Here is a 16,533-nt window from a genome sequence, read left to right as displayed (position 1 = left end):
GGGAACGTCTTAAAAATTCACGAGGTCCTAAGTCCAAGCCAGTAGAGACTAGTCCAGGCCCAGCTCATCCTTCGAGTATGCGTACAGGCACGGAACGCCCGCGACCTCTTCCACATGCTCCTTAGCGCCGGTTGCACGGTCAACAATCACAGCAACCGCCACAACCTCAGCGCCAGCCTTACGCAGCGCCTCAACAGCGGTCAGCGCCGAACCACCGGTAGTGGAGGTGTCCTCAACAGCAACCACGCGGCGACCCTCAACGCTGGGGCCCTCCACCTGACGACCCATGCCGTAAGACTTCTGAGCCTTACGCACCACAAACGCATCAATCGCACGGTCCTGATCACCAGCGGCACGCATAATCGCGGTACCCACCGGGTCAGCACCCATGGTCAGACCGCCAGCGGCCTCAAACTCGATGCCGTTCTTATCCAGCAGGTCCAGCATGACCTGACCGACCAGGCGAGAAGCCTCGTGGTGCAGGGTGATGCGGCGCAGGTCAACGTAGTAGTCGGCTTCCTTGCCGGAGGCGAGGACCACGTGCCCGCGCACCACAGCCAGCTCAGAAATCAGCTGGCGCAGGCGTTCACGGGCTTCTTCAATGGGGAGGTTTTCAGAAAGCTTAGTCATAGTTCAAGTGTAGCGGCTCACGTGCAGGCGGCGCAGGCTATTCCCTGTGCTATTCCAGCGCTAGGCTATTCCACCACGCGGCCCACCGACGGCGGCAACGCAGCACGCAGCTTCGTCAGCATCTCCTCATACTCGGCGGTCGGGTCGGAATCAGCCACGATAGCGCCACCCGCGGCAAGAGTCACCGTGCCATCATCGTGCGCCACGAGCGTGCGAATCACAATCGACAGGTTCGCCGAACCATCCGTCGACACAAAACCCAGAGCACCCGAATACACGCCGCGAGCGCGACCCTCCAGGCCCTCAATAATCTGCATGGTCGAGGGCTTCGGGGCACCCGTCATCGAGCCGCCCGGGAAGCACGCCCGCGCGGCAGCCACCGCGGAAATTCCCTCGCGCAGGCGCGAGCTGACCGTAGATACCAGCTGATGCACCGTCGAATAGCTCTCCACACCCATGAGCACGGGCACGCGCACGGACGCCGGGTCAGACACCGTAGACAGGTCATTACGTAGCAAATCCACGATCATGAGGTTCTCGGCGCGGGTCTTCTCATCGGTACGCAACCATGCCGCCGCTGCGGCATCTTCCTCCGGGGTGGCGCCGCGCGGCACCGTGCCTTTAATCGGCTTCGTCTGGGCGTTGCGGTGCGTATCCACGCTCAAAAAACGCTCCGGCGAAGAAGAAAGCACCGAAAAATCACCGCACCGCAGATACGCCGCATACGGCGCCGAATTGTGGGCGCGCTGGCGGCGATACAGCTCAAAGAAAAGCTCCTGGCTCGGGTTCTGGATGCGCGCACTCGTCTGCGCGGTCAGGCACACCTCGTAGCTGTTACCCTCGTAGATTTCGTGCTGACTAGCGCGAACGGCATCCATGTAGGCTTCCGCGGCGGGTGCAGGGAAGAGCAGGGGCTCGGCGAGCTCGGGGGTATTTACGGGGGCATTATCTGAGGCACTCTCCCCCGCCGCGCGCAACAGCCGCTCCGCCGCCTCACACCACGGCTCATCGCCCACCAGCCAGCTTCGCGCCGCAACCCCCGGGCGCGCATGCTCATGCGCCAGGTAGCGGACCGCCGGCAACCACAGAGAATCCGGGGTCGGCGCCTCGTGCGCCGGCAGGTAGCCGGGCACCGGGTGGCCATGCTCCATGCCCATGGCGGCACGCGCCTCGTAGCCGAAATAGCCCACGTAACCGCCGCGCAAACCCGCGGGCAGACCGGTTGCCGCCGCGGTATCCGGGTGCACGCGCGGTGCGCGGGCGAGCGCCGCCTCCAGCTGGGCGAAGGGGTCTTCCGCGCCGGATTCAGCCGCCGCGCGCGCCGAATCCACGCGCAGGGGCGACAGCTGCGCCGGAACCACACCCACGTACGAGGCGACCGACATGGGCGACTCCTCGCGGGCCGAATCCAGCCAGAACGAGTACTCGGCACCGGCGGCCAGCAGCGGGTACGCGTCCTCGCAGTTCACCGCGAAAGGCAGCGGGCGCACGACAAGCTCCCGCGTCTGCGCATCCCACGGGATGCTCTGCAGAATACTCGGCAGGGCGTGGGAATCGGGCGCAGAAGCGGGAGCGTTCGAGGTAGAAAACATACGGTCCGCGGAAGTTTCAGTCACGGACTCCATTGTATGGCGTGCAGGCGAACCGGCGGTTTAGTGAACGACCGCGGGAGCTTCGCCGTTCTCGCTGGTCATCGGCAGACCGGCGGCGAACCATGCGCTGGTGCCGCCAGCAATGTTGTGGGCCGCGTAGCCGCATCCGCGCAGGAAGGTTGCCGCGCGGTTCGAACGGCCACCGCCGTGGCAGATGACGTAGAAGTCCTCGCCCGGTGCGGGCAGCTCGGCTAGACGCTCGGCGATGGTGTCGAGGGTGATGTGCTTTGCGCCGGTCACGTGGCCACCCTCCCACTCATAGTCTTCACGAACGTCGATAATGGTCGCACCGGCGGGAACGTCGCGGGGGTCAACCTGGGGTACTACAGACATGGGGTTCTCCTTTGAAATGGTTAAAAATGCGCCGGTCGGCACGGGCTGGTGCACCGCGGACATAGTTGTGGTTCCACTCTATCGCGTTGGGGGTGCGTGGCGCATCTAGCCCGGTATTTGGGGGTTTGTGAGATTCAGAAGCAGTGCATACGAAAAAATCGAAATGGTTTTTCATGCACTGACTAAGAGTTTATTCTGTGAAATATGGGTGTGTACCATGTATACATATACATGGGTAAGGGTATACACTTGTAAATATATTGTCCGGGTCACACAGAACCCCGGGCTTGCACAGAAAAGAATTACCACCATGTCTCACACCATCACAGGTGCCGAACCCAAGGACACCAAGACCTTCTTCGGCCACCCGCGTATGCTCGCGAACCTGTTCACCGTAGAAATGTGGGAGCGCTTCTCCTTCTACGGCATGCAGGGCATCATGATCTACTACCTGTACTACACCGCCGACAAGGGCGGCCTGGGCCTCGACAAGGACCTCGCCACCGGCGTTATCGGCGCATACGGTGCAGTCGTGTACCTCATGGCAATCCTCGGCGGTATCCTCGGTGACCGCCTCCTCGGCCCCGAGCGTACCCTCTTCTACTCCGCTATTGGCATTATGGCGGGCCACATCTCCCTCTCCCTCATCCCCGGCGTGCCAGGCGTGGTGATTGGTCTGCTGCTGGTCGCTATCGGCTCCGGCGGCCTGAAGAGTAACGCATCCGTGCTGGTCGGTTCGCTCTACAGCGACAACGACTCACGCCGCGACGCGGGCTTCACCATCTTCTACATTGGCGTGAACACCGGTGCACTCCTCGGCCCGCTCCTGACCGGTTGGGGCTGGACTGCCGGTGGCTTCCACCTCGGCTTCGGCCTGGCTGCCATCGGTATGGCCGCCGGCCTGACCCAGTACGCGCTGACCCGCAAGAACCTGCCCGCCTCCGTACACCACGTGGGCACCCCCTTCACCAGCGCCCAGAAGCGCAACTTCGCCCTGGCACTGGTCGGTATCGTCGTCGTTCTCGGCATCCTGCTGGCGACCGGTCTGATGACCGCAGATAACCTCAAGAACTGGGTCATGGGCTTCATCTTCATCGGCGCTATCGCCCTGTTCGCACAGATGCTGACCGCCAAGGACGTCACCTCCGATGAGCGTTCCCGCGTCACCGCGTTCATCCCCCTGTGGATTGCAAACGCCGTGTTCTGGGCACTGTACCAGCAGCAGTTCACCGTCATGGCGGTGTACTCGGATGAGCGCCTCAACTGGAACATCCTGGGCATGGAGCTGAGCCCGAACCTGGTCAACTCCATCAACCCGATCTTCATCATCATCTTCGGCATGATGTTCTCCGCCCTGTGGACCAAGTGGGGTGACCGCCAGCCGGTCACCACCCTGAAGTTCTCCGCAGCGCTGATCATTATTGGTCTGGCGTTCTGGATCTTCCTCGCTCAGGCGGGCGTTCAGAGCGTGAACGTCGGCTGGATCGTGCTGATTCTGTTCGTCTGCACCATTGCTGAGCTGATTATTTCGCCGGTGGGTATTTCGCTGGCGACCAAGCTCGCACCGAAGGCGCACCGCGTGAACATGATGGCGCTGTACTTCACCTCCGTGGCAATGGGTACCGTGCTCTCCGGTTGGCTGGCTCCGTTCTACAGCATGGAAACTGAAGTTCCCTACTTCACCTGGATGGGCATTATCACCATCGCGACCGGTGTGCTGCTGTTCCTGGTGCACAAGCCGGTTCAGAAGCTCATGCGCGGCGTGAAGTAACCGCATTTGCCTGTACCGCTGACTCGCTGCTTTCGGGCGGCGTGAGCGTGTAGGCGAACGCATATAGGCTAGGGCCCCGAATCCTTGAATTACCAAGGGTTCGGGGCCCTGCTGTATGCGCCGGTAGCCGGAGCGCCGAAATGTTGAGGACAGGTTCAGGAGGGGAAGGGTAAAGAGGCTTTGGATGCACACTCCGGGCGTTTTCCTCAATGAGACAATCCGCACGGATTTTCTTATTAAGCGCCTTAATAAGAAAATCGAAGTGTATTGTCTTATTAAGACCCCCCATACGACCAGCAAGACGACACCGATGAAGAGGAGGAGGGAGGAGGAACCATGCCCACAGCCATCACCTGGCCCGCCCTCACATGGGAGCCGCAAACCCCCTGGGTTCACCGCGACGCCCTCGCCTCCCGACGCGCAACGCGCCGCAACTCCGGCGCCTTCTCCAGCGCCGTACCCGCCTCCATTGCCACACTCAACGTCGAACTCAGCCCCGCACTGCGAGCGCGCCTCCAAGAGAACGCCACCGCAATGACCCGCTTCGATGAGCGGCTCCACCACATCGGCGGAATCCCCTTCTCCGCGGTTCTTCTGCGCGGCGAATCCGCCTCCAGCTCACAGATTGAAAACCTCACCGTTAGCGCACGCAGGCTCTCACTAGCTGTCCTGGGTGCAAGCGGGTCGAAGGTCGGAGTTAACGCCGAGCTGGTGGCGCGCAATGTTCACGCCATGCGTGCAGCCTTGAATACCGCAGAAAACATTAGCGTCGATAATATCCTCGCGATGCACCGCGAACTGACCCGCGGTCTGCATCAGGACTCCGGTGTACTCCGCACCCAGTGGGTGTGGATTAAGGGTGATTCGCCGGTAACCGCCGACTATGTAGCACCGCATCACGAGAGAGTTCCTGCCGCCCTCGAAGACCTTGTAGCCTTCATGAACCGCCGCGATATTGATCCCCTCGCGCAGGCGGCTATCGCGCACGCCCAATTTGAAACGATTCACCCCTTCACCGACGGCAACGGCCGCACCGGACGAGCCCTCATCTCCGCGCTCCTGCTCGCCCGCGGCGTCACTCGCCACGTGATTCTGCCCGTCTCCTCCGGGCTGTTGCACGATACTGACGGGTACATTCAGGCGCTCACCGACTACCGTGCAGGCGATGCTGAGCCCATCATCGAGCTCTTCATCGACGCCGCGCAGAAGGCAATCACCAACGCAGAAATCCTGGCGCAAGACATTGGAACCCTGCGCGATGAGGTGCTGTCCATTGCCCAGCGTAAAACCCCTCTCCTGCGTTCCCTCACTGACCTATGCTGCACTGAGCCCGCCTTCACTGCGCACATGGTGGAGGAGCACACGCAGGGGTCCCGAGCTAGTGTGTATCGCCTCCTCAACCGCATGGTGGAGCTGCAGATTCTGCGTGAAGAACGCGTCAAAATTCAGGGGCAAAAAGTGTGGACTGTCCCCGCTCTCAACCGCGCCCTCGATGACTTTGCGGCACGAGCAGGACGCCGCGGATAGATGCGCCATCGGGTTCGATAACCCGCGCGAAAATTCTGCGGCCGCAGGCAGGTTCCCGCGCGCGGAACTGTGACGATTTATGTCTCCGCGTGAACGCACATGACGGAAATCAGAGTCAAAAAAGGACTCATTACGCCACGAACGGACATCTATTAGACAGCCCTCAACTACAGGTCTAAGGTGATTCCAGAACGGCCGGACAAACACGCGGCCGGCCACCCCAACGCAACCTCCCAAGGAGAACATCATGGCACTGTACCTGGTAGAACTGACCCCCGCTAACCCGTCCAAGGAAGAGGCAACCGCCCTCATCGAGACCGTCAACTCCTCCCTGACCAACGGCGCGGAGCTCATCGAAACCCAGGTCTCCGCAGACCACAAGATCGTCTTCGTCATCATCGAAGCCGAGAACACCGCATTCGGCCCCGACCTCGCCGCAGCTATCGGTGAGCGCGCCTCCGTCGAAGGACCCGATGCCGTCCGCCTCGTCGGCGCAGAGCTCGATGACATCAAGAAGCTCAAGAAGGACGCCGACTACCTGGTCGAGTGGGACATCCCCGCAGAGATCACCATGGAACAGTACCTGACCCGTAAGAAGGCCAACGCCCCCAAGTACGCCGAGGTGCCCGAGGTTTCCTTCCTGCGCACCTACGTTCGTGAAGACACCGCCAAGTGCCTGTGCTTCTACGATGCACCCGACGAAGACGCTGTCGTCCGCGCCCGCAAGGCCGTCAGCACCCCCATCGACCGACTGTTCAAGCTGCACGCATAGACGCGCGCTCCCCGCTTAGGAGAAACCACATGTCCGACTTCACCCTGGAACCCCTGTACGACTACCCTCAGCGCGAGCAGGTTCTCGCCCTCGCCCGCACCAATGCGGAGGCCGTTGACCGCGGCGAGCGTTCTCCTTTCGAGACCCTCCGTGAGATTGCCAAGGACGGCCTGATTACCCTGGGTCGCGACGGCGGCTCCCTGGTTCCCCAGGTCGCTGTTGCATTCGACCTGGCTACCGAGGACGCCACCACCGCCTTCTCGCTCTGGGCTCACCGTTCGACCATCGCGTTCTTCGACGCCGTGGGCCGCGAGCTGCCCGAGGGCCTGGCCAATGCGACCGTCAGCGGCACCACCGCGATGGCGGCGGCGTACAAGGAGGCGTCGGGTCTGGAGCCGATTAAGGTGAAGGGCACCCTCGTTGAGGGTGGCCTGAAGCTCAACGGTTCTATCTCCTGGGCATCGAACCTGTACCCGAGCGGCGTAATTGTTCTGCCGGTGGCCTTGGAGAACGCTCCCGAGGGTCACCCGGACCGCTACATTGTGACGATTCGCCAGGATGTGCCGGGCCTGGAGATTTACTACCACCGCGACCTGCTGGCGCTCAACAGCACCGAGTCGGGCACCCTGAAGTTCGAGGACGTTTTCGTGCCGAGCGAGGATATCCTGAGCGATAACCTCGAGGCGTTCCTGCACGATGTCACCGCACCGTTCCTGCTGGTTCAGTCTTCCTTCTGCCTGGGCCTGGCCGCAGGTGCTCTGCAGGAGGCCGCTAAGCACCTGGACGTGTCGAAGGGCATCTTCCGCCCCGAGTTCCCGCTAATCCTCTCCGAGTACGAGAGCCTGCGGGAGGAGCTGATTCGCCTGGCGTCCGAACCGGAGCGCGCCGAGCGCCGTGACCTGCTGAGCCTGCGCCTGGGGGTTTCGCACTTCGCGACCATTGCTACTCACTTTGAGCTGCAGGTTGTTGGAGGTGCCGGTTACGTGGCCGAGTCCCCGACCGCTCGCCGCCTGCGTGAGGCTTCCTTCCTGCCGGTGCAGTCCCCGACCGAGGGCCACCTGCGCTACGAGCTGTCGAAGTACGATCACCTCGAGGCTCTTCAGGAAGCTCTCTAAACGTTAGCGACGCTGTCTTCATCAATACCGTCGCCCTCTATATGCAATATCTTGCATATAGAGGGCGACGGTATTTTTATGTGCCCCGCACCCATCAATCAGATAGCGAATTGGGAATATAAGCGGTTTAGGGGTATCCCTGCTCATATTTATAGGCATTTAGCTGTGACCTACGCCCATAGGCGCGTAGAATAATGTGGAATTTTATACACCACATTCACTTCAGGAGCTCCCTTTGAGCATCTCTAAGCTTTTCGGCTTCGACTGGTCGATTCACGGCGACGGCCGCAGCATTAAGCCCGGTTCCTTCGTCGCCCCGAACGAGCGCCTCGCCTGGCCGATTACCATCGGTATCGGTGCGCAGCACGTGGTCGCCATGTTCGGTGCAACCTTCCTCGTGCCGATTATCACCGGCTTCCCGCCGGCAACCACCCTGTTCTTCTCGGGTATCGGCACCGTCCTCTTCCTGCTGATTACCCGCGGCCGCGTCCCCTCCTACCTGGGTTCCTCCTTCGCGTTCATCGCTCCCCTGGCGGCTGCCATGAACTCGCACGGTCCGGCGGGCGCCCTCGGCGGCATCGTCATGGCGGGTGTGGCGCTGTTCCTGGTCGGCCTGATCGTTCAGTTCGCCGGCACCGGCTGGCTCACCAAGCTCATGCCCCCGGTCGTGACCGGTTCGATTGTGGCGCTGATTGGCTTCAACCTGGCGAAGAGCGCCAAGGACAACTTCATGGTGGCACCGGTGACCGCGCTGGTGACCCTGTGCTCCATCATCCTGATTTCTGTGCTGTTCAAGGGCATCATTGGTCGCCTGTCCATCCTGCTGGGCGTGGGCGTTGGTTACATCACCGCCGTGATTCGCGGCGAGGTGGACTTCTCCAAGATTGACAAGGCTGTGCAGACTCAGGGCATCATCGGTCTGCCGCACTTCCAGACCCCCGAGTTCCACTGGGAGCTCGCCGGTCTGTTCATCCCTGTGATTCTGGTGCTCGTGGCAGAGAATATCGGCCACGTGAAGTCAGTGGCTCAGATGAGCGGTGAAAACCTGGACGACTACTCGGGTCGCGCCCTCATGGCTGACGGCCTGGCAACCACCATTGCCGGTATGGGCGGCGGTTCGGGTACCACCACCTACGCCGAGAACATTGGCGTGATGGCTGCGACCAAGGTGTACTCCACCGCGGCGTACTGGGTGGCGGCTATCTTCGCGATTGCACTGTCCATGTTCCCCGCATTCGGTGCGGCAATTGCGACCGTCCCGGCGGGTGTTCTGGGCGGTGCCGCAACCGTGCTGTACGGCATGATCGGTATGCTCGGTGCACGTATTTGGAGCGAGAACCGCGTGAACTTCTCGAACCAGATCAACCTGACCACCGCCGCTGTGGCGCTGATTGTGGGTATTGCGGACTACACCTGGACCTTCGGTGAGCTGTCCTTCGCCGGTATTGCACTGGGTACCGCGGCAACCCTGATTATCTTCCACCTGATGACCTTCATCGCGAAGTACACGAAGGCCGCTGGCGACCCGCTGGAGCCCTTCGACCCTGAGAAGAGCACTGAGGGACACTAAGTTCTTCACCGCCCGTTGGAGTAATACTCCTGAGGCGTAGGCTGTAGAAAAGCGGCCCGGATGGATTGTTTCCATCCGGGCCGCTTTTGCGCGTTAGCCCGATATTCGGTTAGGCCAGGCGGTATGTCGTATTGCGGTTACCTCGACCACCTTCACGGGTAATGACTCCTTCTTGAAGGAGCTTCGTGAGGACGTACCGGACCTGCGGCTTCTGCAGCTCAGCAAAAGGCCCGGGAAGAGCACCCATGATGTCCTCGATACCGGCGGGGGGGCGTAGCGAGCGCAGAGCCAGGAGCACCGCCTCCTGACGGTTACTAGGAACCGTGGGTGACGATTGGCGCGGGTCTATCTCCGACTTCTGCTGCGGTGAACTAACATCGGCGATACGAGCACCATCCAGAGGCTCCCTGCTAATAATCGCGGTAAAACGAATGACCCCATCAATGAATTGGATGGGTTTCAGCCCTGCCTGACGCACCGCCTCCTGTGCCGTGTAGATGCCACTACCCTCACCTTCGATGACTCGGTATCCGTCGTCAGGGGTTGTTACATGCGTGCAGACGTCATACAGGCGGTCATTCACGCGGGAGCGTTCGCCATACTCTTGCAGACGCTGGAGAGTGATTCCGTACAGACCGCCGGGGTTCTCTACAGAGATTCGGTCAGGGAAAATCCTGACGCGCACCTCTTCGGTATCTGCTTTGGGGTTGAGGCTGCGGTGTACGAGTGCATTCGACAGAATCTCGCGAAGGGCAATATCGGGTACTTCCTGCCCGTTGATGAGGTGCCCATTGGACAGTTCGACAACCGGGTGTGCCAGGTTCCGTTTGACCCATGCCAGAGTCTCTTCGAGCATGGCGGGGATGGGGCCGTCCGCCTCAAATTTGTCGAGGTTGCGGGCTTTACCGCTCGGGTCGATGACGACTCCGGTGACTTTGAGCGAGGGCCTGAACTCCTGAGGGTAAGAACCCAAGGCGTACAAGCCCGCAAGGGAAAGGTTGTCGGTTCCGAGGGCAATAATTCCCTTGCGGCGGAGGACCTCTTCATCGGAGCTTCCGGCGAGGCGGCGTGATTTAGCACGGATGTCTCGCAGATAAGCAGTTTTGAGGCCTTCGTCTAGGTCGGCAATGGAGGTGTATTCTACCGGCTCCTCATCGAATCCGGTGCGTGTCCGCTGAGCCACCATCAGGTCGGTTTCATGGCGGCTCATTTCGTGGTCACCGTCGCCAGAACGCACGTACGCTTTACCGCCAATGTAGGCGGGGCGTTCATAGGGAGGCAGCGGAGGGATTGCGGCAACAAAGATTTTGGCGTCTTCGTAGAGGATGGTGCCGGATTCCATGGTGTTCGGCGGCTTGAGGCCCCTGCGGAGCTTGTTGCCGAGGGTTTTTTCTAGGTCTGCAGGGTCGTATACGCCTACAGGCGCAAAGTCATTATTCTCGTCGAGGCCGCAGATAATGATTCCGCCCATGGAACTATTGGAGAAACTACTCAGGGTTGCGTCTAGGCTTCCCGGGTAGCCTCCGTGGGCTTTTTTAACCTCAATAAACTGCGTATCACTGCCGTGAGTACGCAATAGTTTGATGGTTTCAGCAAGCCATTCGGGGGTCCATTCCACGTTGTTCATACAAAAAATTTTAGTCTAGACACAAATCAGACACAAAAATTTGAGTCTAGACATGAATTTTTATGTCTAGACTCAAATTTTTTTATGTGTAGACATAAAAGTTTATGTCTAAGTTATGTCTGCGGAGGCTAACCAAGCCGCTAGCGCTGGATAGCTAGCACCGGAGGGCCCGTGCTGGATAGCTAGTGCTAGGCACCTAGGACCGTTCGGCGAGCATCGCCTCAATCGTCTGCGCCACACCGTCCTCATGGAAGGGCGGGCAGGTGCGCCCCACCTTCGCAATGAGCGCCGGCTGACCCGACGCCATCGCAAAACCTTCACCCGCCCAGCAGAGCATCTCCGCGTCATTCGGCATGTCACCAAACGCCATCACCTCGTGCGCCTCAATGCCGTGGCGTGCCGCGAACTTCTCCAGAATCCGCCCCTTATTCACGGTCTTAGAGCCCATCTCGACGAGCGGCTCACCGACCACGCCGCGGGTCACCGACACCAGCGAACCGACCGCCTGATGCACGCGTGCCTGCAGAATATCCGGGTCCATGCCGGGCACACGAATCAGGTACTTAATGACCGGGGTTGAACCGATACGTTCGAGCGCTTCGGCAATTTTCGCCTCCACTACGCGGGCGCCCTCGAGCACCTCGCCGCCCTCGTGCGGCCCCTGGATAAAGACGGTATCCACGGTTTCGAGGGTGTAGGTGGCGTCGGGGAACATGGGCTCCAGCAGCTCGTGAGTACGGGCAATCACCACGGGATCAGCGCCGTTGACTTCTTCCACCTCGTTCGCGCCCAGGTGGTACACCACGGCACCGTTAGAGCAGATGGCGTAGGAGTCGAAGTCGGTCTGCTCGCGCAGGGGCGTGAGCCAGCGGCTCGGGCGGCCGGTGACGAAGACGATGTCGATCCCGGCGGCGCGGGCGGCCTCAAGGGCGCGTAAGGTACGCGGACGGAACCGGAAGTCGTGCCCGATGAGGGTGCCGTCCAGATCGCTGGCGATGAGTTTAATCATGCAGATATGCCTTCAGTGGTGGGGTGTATCGGTGCTGGTCAGTGTACGGTACTGGTCAGGGCGCGGGTCTGGTGAGACTGTGCCGGCGTGCCGCTATGCCGCCGGTTCCGCGTAGGTGACGGTCAGGAACGCGCGACCCAGACCGTGGCCGAGCAGGTTAAAGTTCACGACGGCGGGGCTGGCGTTCTCGTCAATGTCGAGCTTCTCCACATCCACGGCGGTGACGCAGAAGATGTAGCGGTGCGGGCCGTGACCAGCCGGAGGCGCAGCGCCCAGGAAGCCCGCCACACCGGCGTCGTTGCGGTGCGTCAGGGCGCCGGCAGGTGCATCCGCGCCGGTGTCAATGCTGGTCACCTCTGCGGGAATATTAGAGACAGTCCAGTGCCAGAAGCCGCTGGGGACCGGCGCATCCGGGTCGAAGCAGGTCAGAACGAAGGACTTGGTGCCCTCGGGGAATCCGCTCCAGGACAGCTGCGGGGAGCGATCCTGACCGCCTGCCACGCCGAAGAGGGCGGAGCGCATCCACTCGGGGGCGGTGCCGCCGTCCTGCACGTCGGTCGAGGTTAGGGTGAATTCGGGCAGTTCGGGCAGACCCGCGTAGGGTTCGCGGGGCAGGGGTGCGGGGCCAATGGAGCTCATGATTCTCCTCGTGATTTCTCGCGGTGGTTGTATTTTCACGGGGTAGGGGGCCGTGTATATGACGATGCCGGCGGATAGGGTGAGCTATCCGCCGGCCGCGCGCCATTTATTAGCCGTTCAGAACGGCGACGAGTTCCTCGCGGGTGGGCGGGTTGGCGCCCGCGCGGGATACGGTGATGCCCGCCGCGGTGGCGGAGAAGTGCATCAGGTCGGCGATGTCTTCGGCGGCCAGTGCGGCAACCTTGGCGCGAGCCTCGGGGCCGGCAATACCGCGGTCCAGCAGGCCCGCAATAAGAGCCGCCATGAGGGAGTCGCCGGCACCGACGGTGTCCGCAACATCAACGCGGTAGGCGGGCTGGGAAATACCCTCGGGGTATTTCTTGCTGTAGGCGATGGGGCCGTCCTCACCACGGGTAATGACCATCAGCTCGGCACCGAGGTCCAGCCAAGCGCGGGCGGTGTCTTCGAGGGAACGCTCGGGGTAGAGCCACTGCAGATCCTCGTCGGAGGCCTTGACCACGCTGGAGAGGGAGACGAACTTTTCGGCCCACTGTCGCGCCTGCTCCACGTCGTGGATGAGGGTGGGGCGGCAGTTGGGATCGTAGCTGAGCAGGGCGCTGTCGCGGGCGGCCTCGAAGGCGGCCGCAACAACGTGTGCGCCGGGCTCAAGCATGGCGGCGATAGAACCGGTGTGCACCGCGTCAGAGGTGCGGGCCAGTTCAGCCAGCTCCTCGGCGATAGCGTCCAGGGCCCACTCGATATCGAATTCGTATTCCGCCGCACCGTCGGCGCCAATGGTGGCCTGGGCGACGGAGGTTCGCTCCGCGGTGGGTTCGAAGGGCAGCTGCACCGAGGAGGCGTTTAGGTGCGCGTTGATGCTTTCACCGTAGGCGTCCGGGCCGTAGTGGCCGACAAAGTTGGTGGGGTGGCCGAGGCGGCATGCGCCAACGGCGACGTTCATGGGGGACCCGCCGGGGTAGGCGTGGGTTTCTCCGTCGTGCTGGTGGACGACGTCTACGAGTGCTTCACCGATTACAGTCAACATGGTTTCAATTCTACTCGGCCAGCCCGTTCGGGAGAGTGCGTTTTTGTGGGGATTTCAAGTGGTTTTGCTTTCCCTTCTGACGGGTTCTGTTGGCTTGCCGTGTGGGTTCACAAACTGCCTTCGGTCTCTTCTGACTTTTAGCCTCAATATCGCTGATTTTGAGGCTCTGGAAGGGTTTGTACGGGTTAGACTTAAACCGACGCCGGGTCTTACGCCCGGCCCGGTATTGACGCGACAGCATCGTCGCGCCTACCCTCCGACAACGAAGTTAGGAAGAAGGTCATACGTGACGACTGCAACCGCTACCTGGGTTAACCGTGAGGCTACCGCAGAGGAGCTGATCCCCCTCATCGGTAAGCTGCACCGCGAGAACGGCGTGGTGCTGAGCATTCACGGCCGCAGCCTGGTCAACAAGTCCGTCATTGAGCTGCTGAAGCTGCACGATTTCGTATCCCACATTGATGGTGCGCCCCTGAACCCCGCGCACTCCCTCGAGCTGGTTCGTGCTCTGACTGAGCTGAACCTGGGCGCTTGCTCGATTAACATCGCTGCCCTGCACAAGGCACACCGTGAGGCTGGCTCCCCCGAGCTGTCCATGTGGCTGCCCGAGCAGCTGGGTTCCTCCGTGAACCACCAGGGTGACCAGCCGAAGGAGCAGGACGTTGTGCTGTACGGCTTCGGTCGTATTGGCCGCCTGCTGGCCCGCATCCTGCTGGAGCGTTCCTCCTCGCCGCTGGGTTCTGGCCTGAACCTGCGCGCTGTGGTGGTGCGTAAGAACGGTGATAAGGACCTGGTCAAGCGTGCCTCCCTGCTGGAGCGCGACTCGGTTCACGGCCCCTTCAAGGGCGTTATTGAGGTGGATGAGGAGAACAGCACCATCATCGCTAACGGTGTTCCGGTTCGCTTCATTTACTCCTCGGACCCGACCACTGTCGACTACACCGAGTACGGCATTAAGGACGCTCTGCTGGTGGACAACACCGGCCGTTGGCGCGACGTTCCGGGCCTGGAGCAGCACCTGAACCGCCCCGGTATCTCTCGTGTTCTGCTGACCGCTCCCGGCAAGGGCGACATGAAGAACATCGTGTTCGGCGTGAACGACGACGTCATCACCGATGAGGACAAGATTCTCTCCGCCGCTTCCTGCACCACCAACGCGATTACTCCGGCGCTGAAGGTTCTGGATGACGCATACGGTGTTGAGCGCGGCCACGTTGAGACCGTTCACGCATTCACCAACGATCAGAACCTGATTGACAACTTCCACAAGGGTGACCGCCGCGGTCGCTCCGCTGTGCTGAACATGGTCATCACCGAGACCGGTGCTGCGAAGGCTGTTTCTAAGGCTCTGCCGCAGCTGGAAGGCAAGCTGACCGGTAACGCCATCCGCGTTCCCACCCCGGATGTCTCCATGGCAATCCTGAACGTGAAGCTGACCAAGCCCGCAGGTTCCGCTGAGGAGCTGAACGAGCTGTTCCGCCGCGAGTCCATCGACGGCGAGCTGCGCCGCCAGGTGGGCTACTCGGATTCCCCCGAGGCTGTTTCCACCGACTTCGTGGGTTCCCGCACCGCAGGTGTTGTGGACTCGCTGGCTACCGTGGTGACCGATGACTCCGCGATTGTCTACGTCTGGTACGACAACGAGTTCGGTTACTCCTGCCAGGTGATTCGCGTTCTGGAGCGTATGGGCGGCTACGACGTCCCCTCCTACCCCGCTAAGTAAGCTACCCCAGCTCATCTAGCACACATATAACAAACCCACCGGTATATATAGCCAATTGGCTATATTGCCGGTGGGTTTGTTTATGAGGTTATATACGCAAATAAGCGGTGCCGCACAGAGGCTCCAAAGAGATGCGTGAGCGGTAAATTACGCCTTACGGCAGTACACCACACCCTGATGCGCCCGCAGCGTGAAGCTCGAGAGCACCGGACGGTTTGCCGCATCCATCTCAGACATGCTTATGAAGGCATGCAGGCTTAAACCCTTACGCCCGACCGAAGACCTCGTTGAGGTGGGCAGTATAGTCAGCGAGATCCTGTTCGACCTGCGGATTTTTAATCACGTCATAGCAAACAAAGGTGGGCAATTGGGTAGTCCCCATGAACTCATGGGCCTTATGAAAGTGCATATAGAGGGCATCTACCCCGACTCCCTCGAAGAAGTCGCCCTCCCGGGTAAAAGCTTCGCGAGGCGCGTTCCACGTCAGCGACAGCATATGCCGCCGACCCTGAAGAAGACCGCCGGTGCCGTATCCTTCAGTGGGGCTAACCCTGTGGCGACCGTCACTAGTGTACAGGGTACCCGCGCCGGCGGTAAACACCTCGTCGATATATTTTTTCACGGTCCACGGCTCGTGCATCCACCAACCGGGCATCTGCCAGATGACCGCATCCATCCACTGGAATTTTTCTACTTCCTGCTGAATATCGTACCCGTCGTCAATCACAGTTTCTCGCACTTGATGACCGAGCGCCGATAACGTATCACGGGCTATTTGATGCAGGGTGTGGTTCAGGCGACCCGCCGAGTGGGCGAATGCTTTACCGCCGTCGATCAAAAGAATATTCACTGTAGTTCACTCCTTAAACTCAACACCACGAGAATGGTTGGCTGTATTCCAGCCGCTTGTTCAACAGTACAGGGCTGCTACGCTGTGAATCAGCCCGTTTCTTGACATGAAACGGACTTTATTCAGGTATGCTCTCCACCATGTGGAAACGAATAGGCGGTATTCCCGCCCCGGGTAGGGTACAGAGTACCACCGTATATACGCTGTAACAAGAGACCTTCAAATTACCGCCGGCGGTACACCACACCCTGATGCGCCCGCAGCGTGAAG

Annotated in this window: 14 protein-coding genes; 6 read left to right on the top strand and 8 right to left on the bottom strand. The window is 60.8% G+C overall.

Going from position 1 to position 16,533, the window contains the following annotated elements; genetic code table 11:
• Positions 1 to 48: 48 nt before the first annotated feature.
• The 3 genes from pyrE to HMPREF2944_RS04360 form a co-directional block, all read right to left on the bottom strand.
• Positions 49 to 630 (bottom strand): orotate phosphoribosyltransferase, encoded by a 582-nt coding sequence (pyrE, locus tag HMPREF2944_RS04370; RefSeq protein WP_005507935.1) that lies wholly within the window; start codon positions 628 to 630, stop codon positions 49 to 51.
• 65 nt (positions 631 to 695) lie between these two features.
• A complete protein-coding gene (gene pabB, locus HMPREF2944_RS04365) occupies positions 696 to 2,255 on the bottom strand; it encodes an aminodeoxychorismate synthase component I (protein WP_070680868.1) in 1,560 nt (519 codons plus the stop codon).
• 27 nt (positions 2,256 to 2,282) lie between these two features.
• On the bottom strand, positions 2,283 to 2,615 hold the full coding sequence (locus HMPREF2944_RS04360) for a rhodanese-like domain-containing protein (RefSeq protein WP_070681143.1): 333 nt from the start codon (positions 2,613 to 2,615) through the stop codon (positions 2,283 to 2,285).
• 310 nt (positions 2,616 to 2,925) lie between these two features.
• Here HMPREF2944_RS04360 and HMPREF2944_RS04355 point away from each other — a divergent pair, with 310 nt between their 5' ends.
• From HMPREF2944_RS04355 to HMPREF2944_RS04335, 5 genes are all read left to right on the top strand, one after another.
• Positions 2,926 to 4,386, top strand: a complete 1,461-nt coding sequence (locus tag HMPREF2944_RS04355; protein WP_070680865.1) for a peptide MFS transporter — start codon at positions 2,926 to 2,928, stop codon at positions 4,384 to 4,386.
• Positions 4,387 to 4,722: 336 nt separating this feature from the next.
• Positions 4,723 to 5,913, top strand: a complete 1,191-nt coding sequence (locus HMPREF2944_RS04350) for a Fic family protein (RefSeq protein WP_070680862.1) — start codon at positions 4,723 to 4,725, stop codon at positions 5,911 to 5,913.
• A gap of 247 nt (positions 5,914 to 6,160) precedes the next feature.
• Positions 6,161 to 6,685: a DUF4242 domain-containing protein gene (locus HMPREF2944_RS04345; RefSeq protein WP_049332333.1), complete on the top strand. Its 525-nt coding sequence runs from the start codon at positions 6,161 to 6,163 to the stop codon at positions 6,683 to 6,685.
• A 29-nt stretch (positions 6,686 to 6,714) separates the two neighbouring features.
• Positions 6,715 to 7,800 (top strand): acyl-CoA dehydrogenase family protein, encoded by a 1,086-nt coding sequence (locus HMPREF2944_RS04340; RefSeq protein ID WP_049347498.1) that lies wholly within the window; start codon positions 6,715 to 6,717, stop codon positions 7,798 to 7,800.
• Between the two features lie 235 nt (positions 7,801 to 8,035).
• Entirely contained in the window at positions 8,036 to 9,370 is a 1,335-nt protein-coding gene (locus tag HMPREF2944_RS04335; RefSeq protein ID WP_070680859.1) for a uracil-xanthine permease family protein, read from the top strand.
• A gap of 109 nt (positions 9,371 to 9,479) precedes the next feature.
• Here HMPREF2944_RS04335 and HMPREF2944_RS04330 read toward each other — a convergent pair whose 3' ends face one another.
• The 4 genes from HMPREF2944_RS04330 to HMPREF2944_RS04315 form a co-directional block, all read right to left on the bottom strand.
• Entirely contained in the window at positions 9,480 to 10,997 is a 1,518-nt protein-coding gene (locus HMPREF2944_RS04330) for an ATP-binding protein (protein ID WP_070680856.1), read from the bottom strand.
• Between the two features lie 196 nt (positions 10,998 to 11,193).
• Positions 11,194 to 12,006, bottom strand: coding sequence for an HAD family hydrolase (locus HMPREF2944_RS04325; protein ID WP_070680853.1), 813 nt, complete (start codon positions 12,004 to 12,006; stop codon positions 11,194 to 11,196).
• A 93-nt stretch (positions 12,007 to 12,099) separates the two neighbouring features.
• Complete coding sequence (locus tag HMPREF2944_RS04320; protein WP_070680850.1) at positions 12,100 to 12,645, bottom strand: YbhB/YbcL family Raf kinase inhibitor-like protein; 546 nt, start codon at positions 12,643 to 12,645, stop codon at positions 12,100 to 12,102.
• A gap of 109 nt (positions 12,646 to 12,754) precedes the next feature.
• Positions 12,755 to 13,690: a carbohydrate kinase family protein gene (locus HMPREF2944_RS04315; RefSeq protein ID WP_070680847.1), complete on the bottom strand. Its 936-nt coding sequence runs from the start codon at positions 13,688 to 13,690 to the stop codon at positions 12,755 to 12,757.
• Between the two features lie 286 nt (positions 13,691 to 13,976).
• On the opposite strand from HMPREF2944_RS04315, the gene HMPREF2944_RS04310 reads away from it, so the two are divergent.
• Positions 13,977 to 15,413: a glyceraldehyde-3-phosphate dehydrogenase gene (locus tag HMPREF2944_RS04310; protein WP_070680844.1), complete on the top strand. Its 1,437-nt coding sequence runs from the start codon at positions 13,977 to 13,979 to the stop codon at positions 15,411 to 15,413.
• A gap of 265 nt (positions 15,414 to 15,678) precedes the next feature.
• On the opposite strand, the gene HMPREF2944_RS04305 is transcribed toward HMPREF2944_RS04310, so the two are convergent.
• Positions 15,679 to 16,263, bottom strand: coding sequence for an NAD(P)H-dependent oxidoreductase (locus HMPREF2944_RS04305; RefSeq protein ID WP_070680841.1), 585 nt, complete (start codon positions 16,261 to 16,263; stop codon positions 15,679 to 15,681).
• Positions 16,264 to 16,533 lie beyond the last annotated feature (270 nt).

Origin of the sequence: Rothia sp. HMSC072E10 (assembly GCF_001813965.1) — a bacterium.
GTDB lineage: Bacteria > Actinomycetota > Actinomycetes > Actinomycetales > Micrococcaceae > Rothia > Rothia mucilaginosa_A.
Note: the sequence above shows the minus strand (reverse complement) of the source record. Positions and strands in the feature narration are given on the sequence as shown.

Excerpts from the sequence above, each read along its gene's own strand:
- HMPREF2944_RS04360 (WP_070681143.1), bottom strand. The coding sequence starts at position 2,615 with ATGTCTGTAGTACCCCAGGTTGACCCCCGCGACGTTCCCGCCGGTGCG.
- HMPREF2944_RS04350 (WP_070680862.1), top strand. The coding sequence starts at position 4,723 with ATGCCCACAGCCATCACCTGGCCCGCCCTCACATGGGAGCCGCAAACC.
- HMPREF2944_RS04355 (WP_070680865.1), top strand. The coding sequence starts at position 2,926 with ATGTCTCACACCATCACAGGTGCCGAACCCAAGGACACCAAGACCTTC.
- HMPREF2944_RS04325 (WP_070680853.1), bottom strand. The coding sequence starts at position 12,006 with ATGATTAAACTCATCGCCAGCGATCTGGACGGCACCCTCATCGGGCAC.
- pabB (WP_070680868.1), bottom strand. The coding sequence starts at position 2,255 with ATGGAGTCCGTGACTGAAACTTCCGCGGACCGTATGTTTTCTACCTCG.
- HMPREF2944_RS04320 (WP_070680850.1), bottom strand. The coding sequence starts at position 12,645 with ATGAGCTCCATTGGCCCCGCACCCCTGCCCCGCGAACCCTACGCGGGT.
- HMPREF2944_RS04340 (WP_049347498.1), top strand. The coding sequence starts at position 6,715 with ATGTCCGACTTCACCCTGGAACCCCTGTACGACTACCCTCAGCGCGAG.
- pyrE (WP_005507935.1), bottom strand. The coding sequence starts at position 630 with ATGACTAAGCTTTCTGAAAACCTCCCCATTGAAGAAGCCCGTGAACGC.
- HMPREF2944_RS04345 (WP_049332333.1), top strand. The coding sequence starts at position 6,161 with ATGGCACTGTACCTGGTAGAACTGACCCCCGCTAACCCGTCCAAGGAA.
- HMPREF2944_RS04315 (WP_070680847.1), bottom strand. The coding sequence starts at position 13,690 with ATGTTGACTGTAATCGGTGAAGCACTCGTAGACGTCGTCCACCAGCAC.
- HMPREF2944_RS04330 (WP_070680856.1), bottom strand. The coding sequence starts at position 10,997 with ATGAACAACGTGGAATGGACCCCCGAATGGCTTGCTGAAACCATCAAA.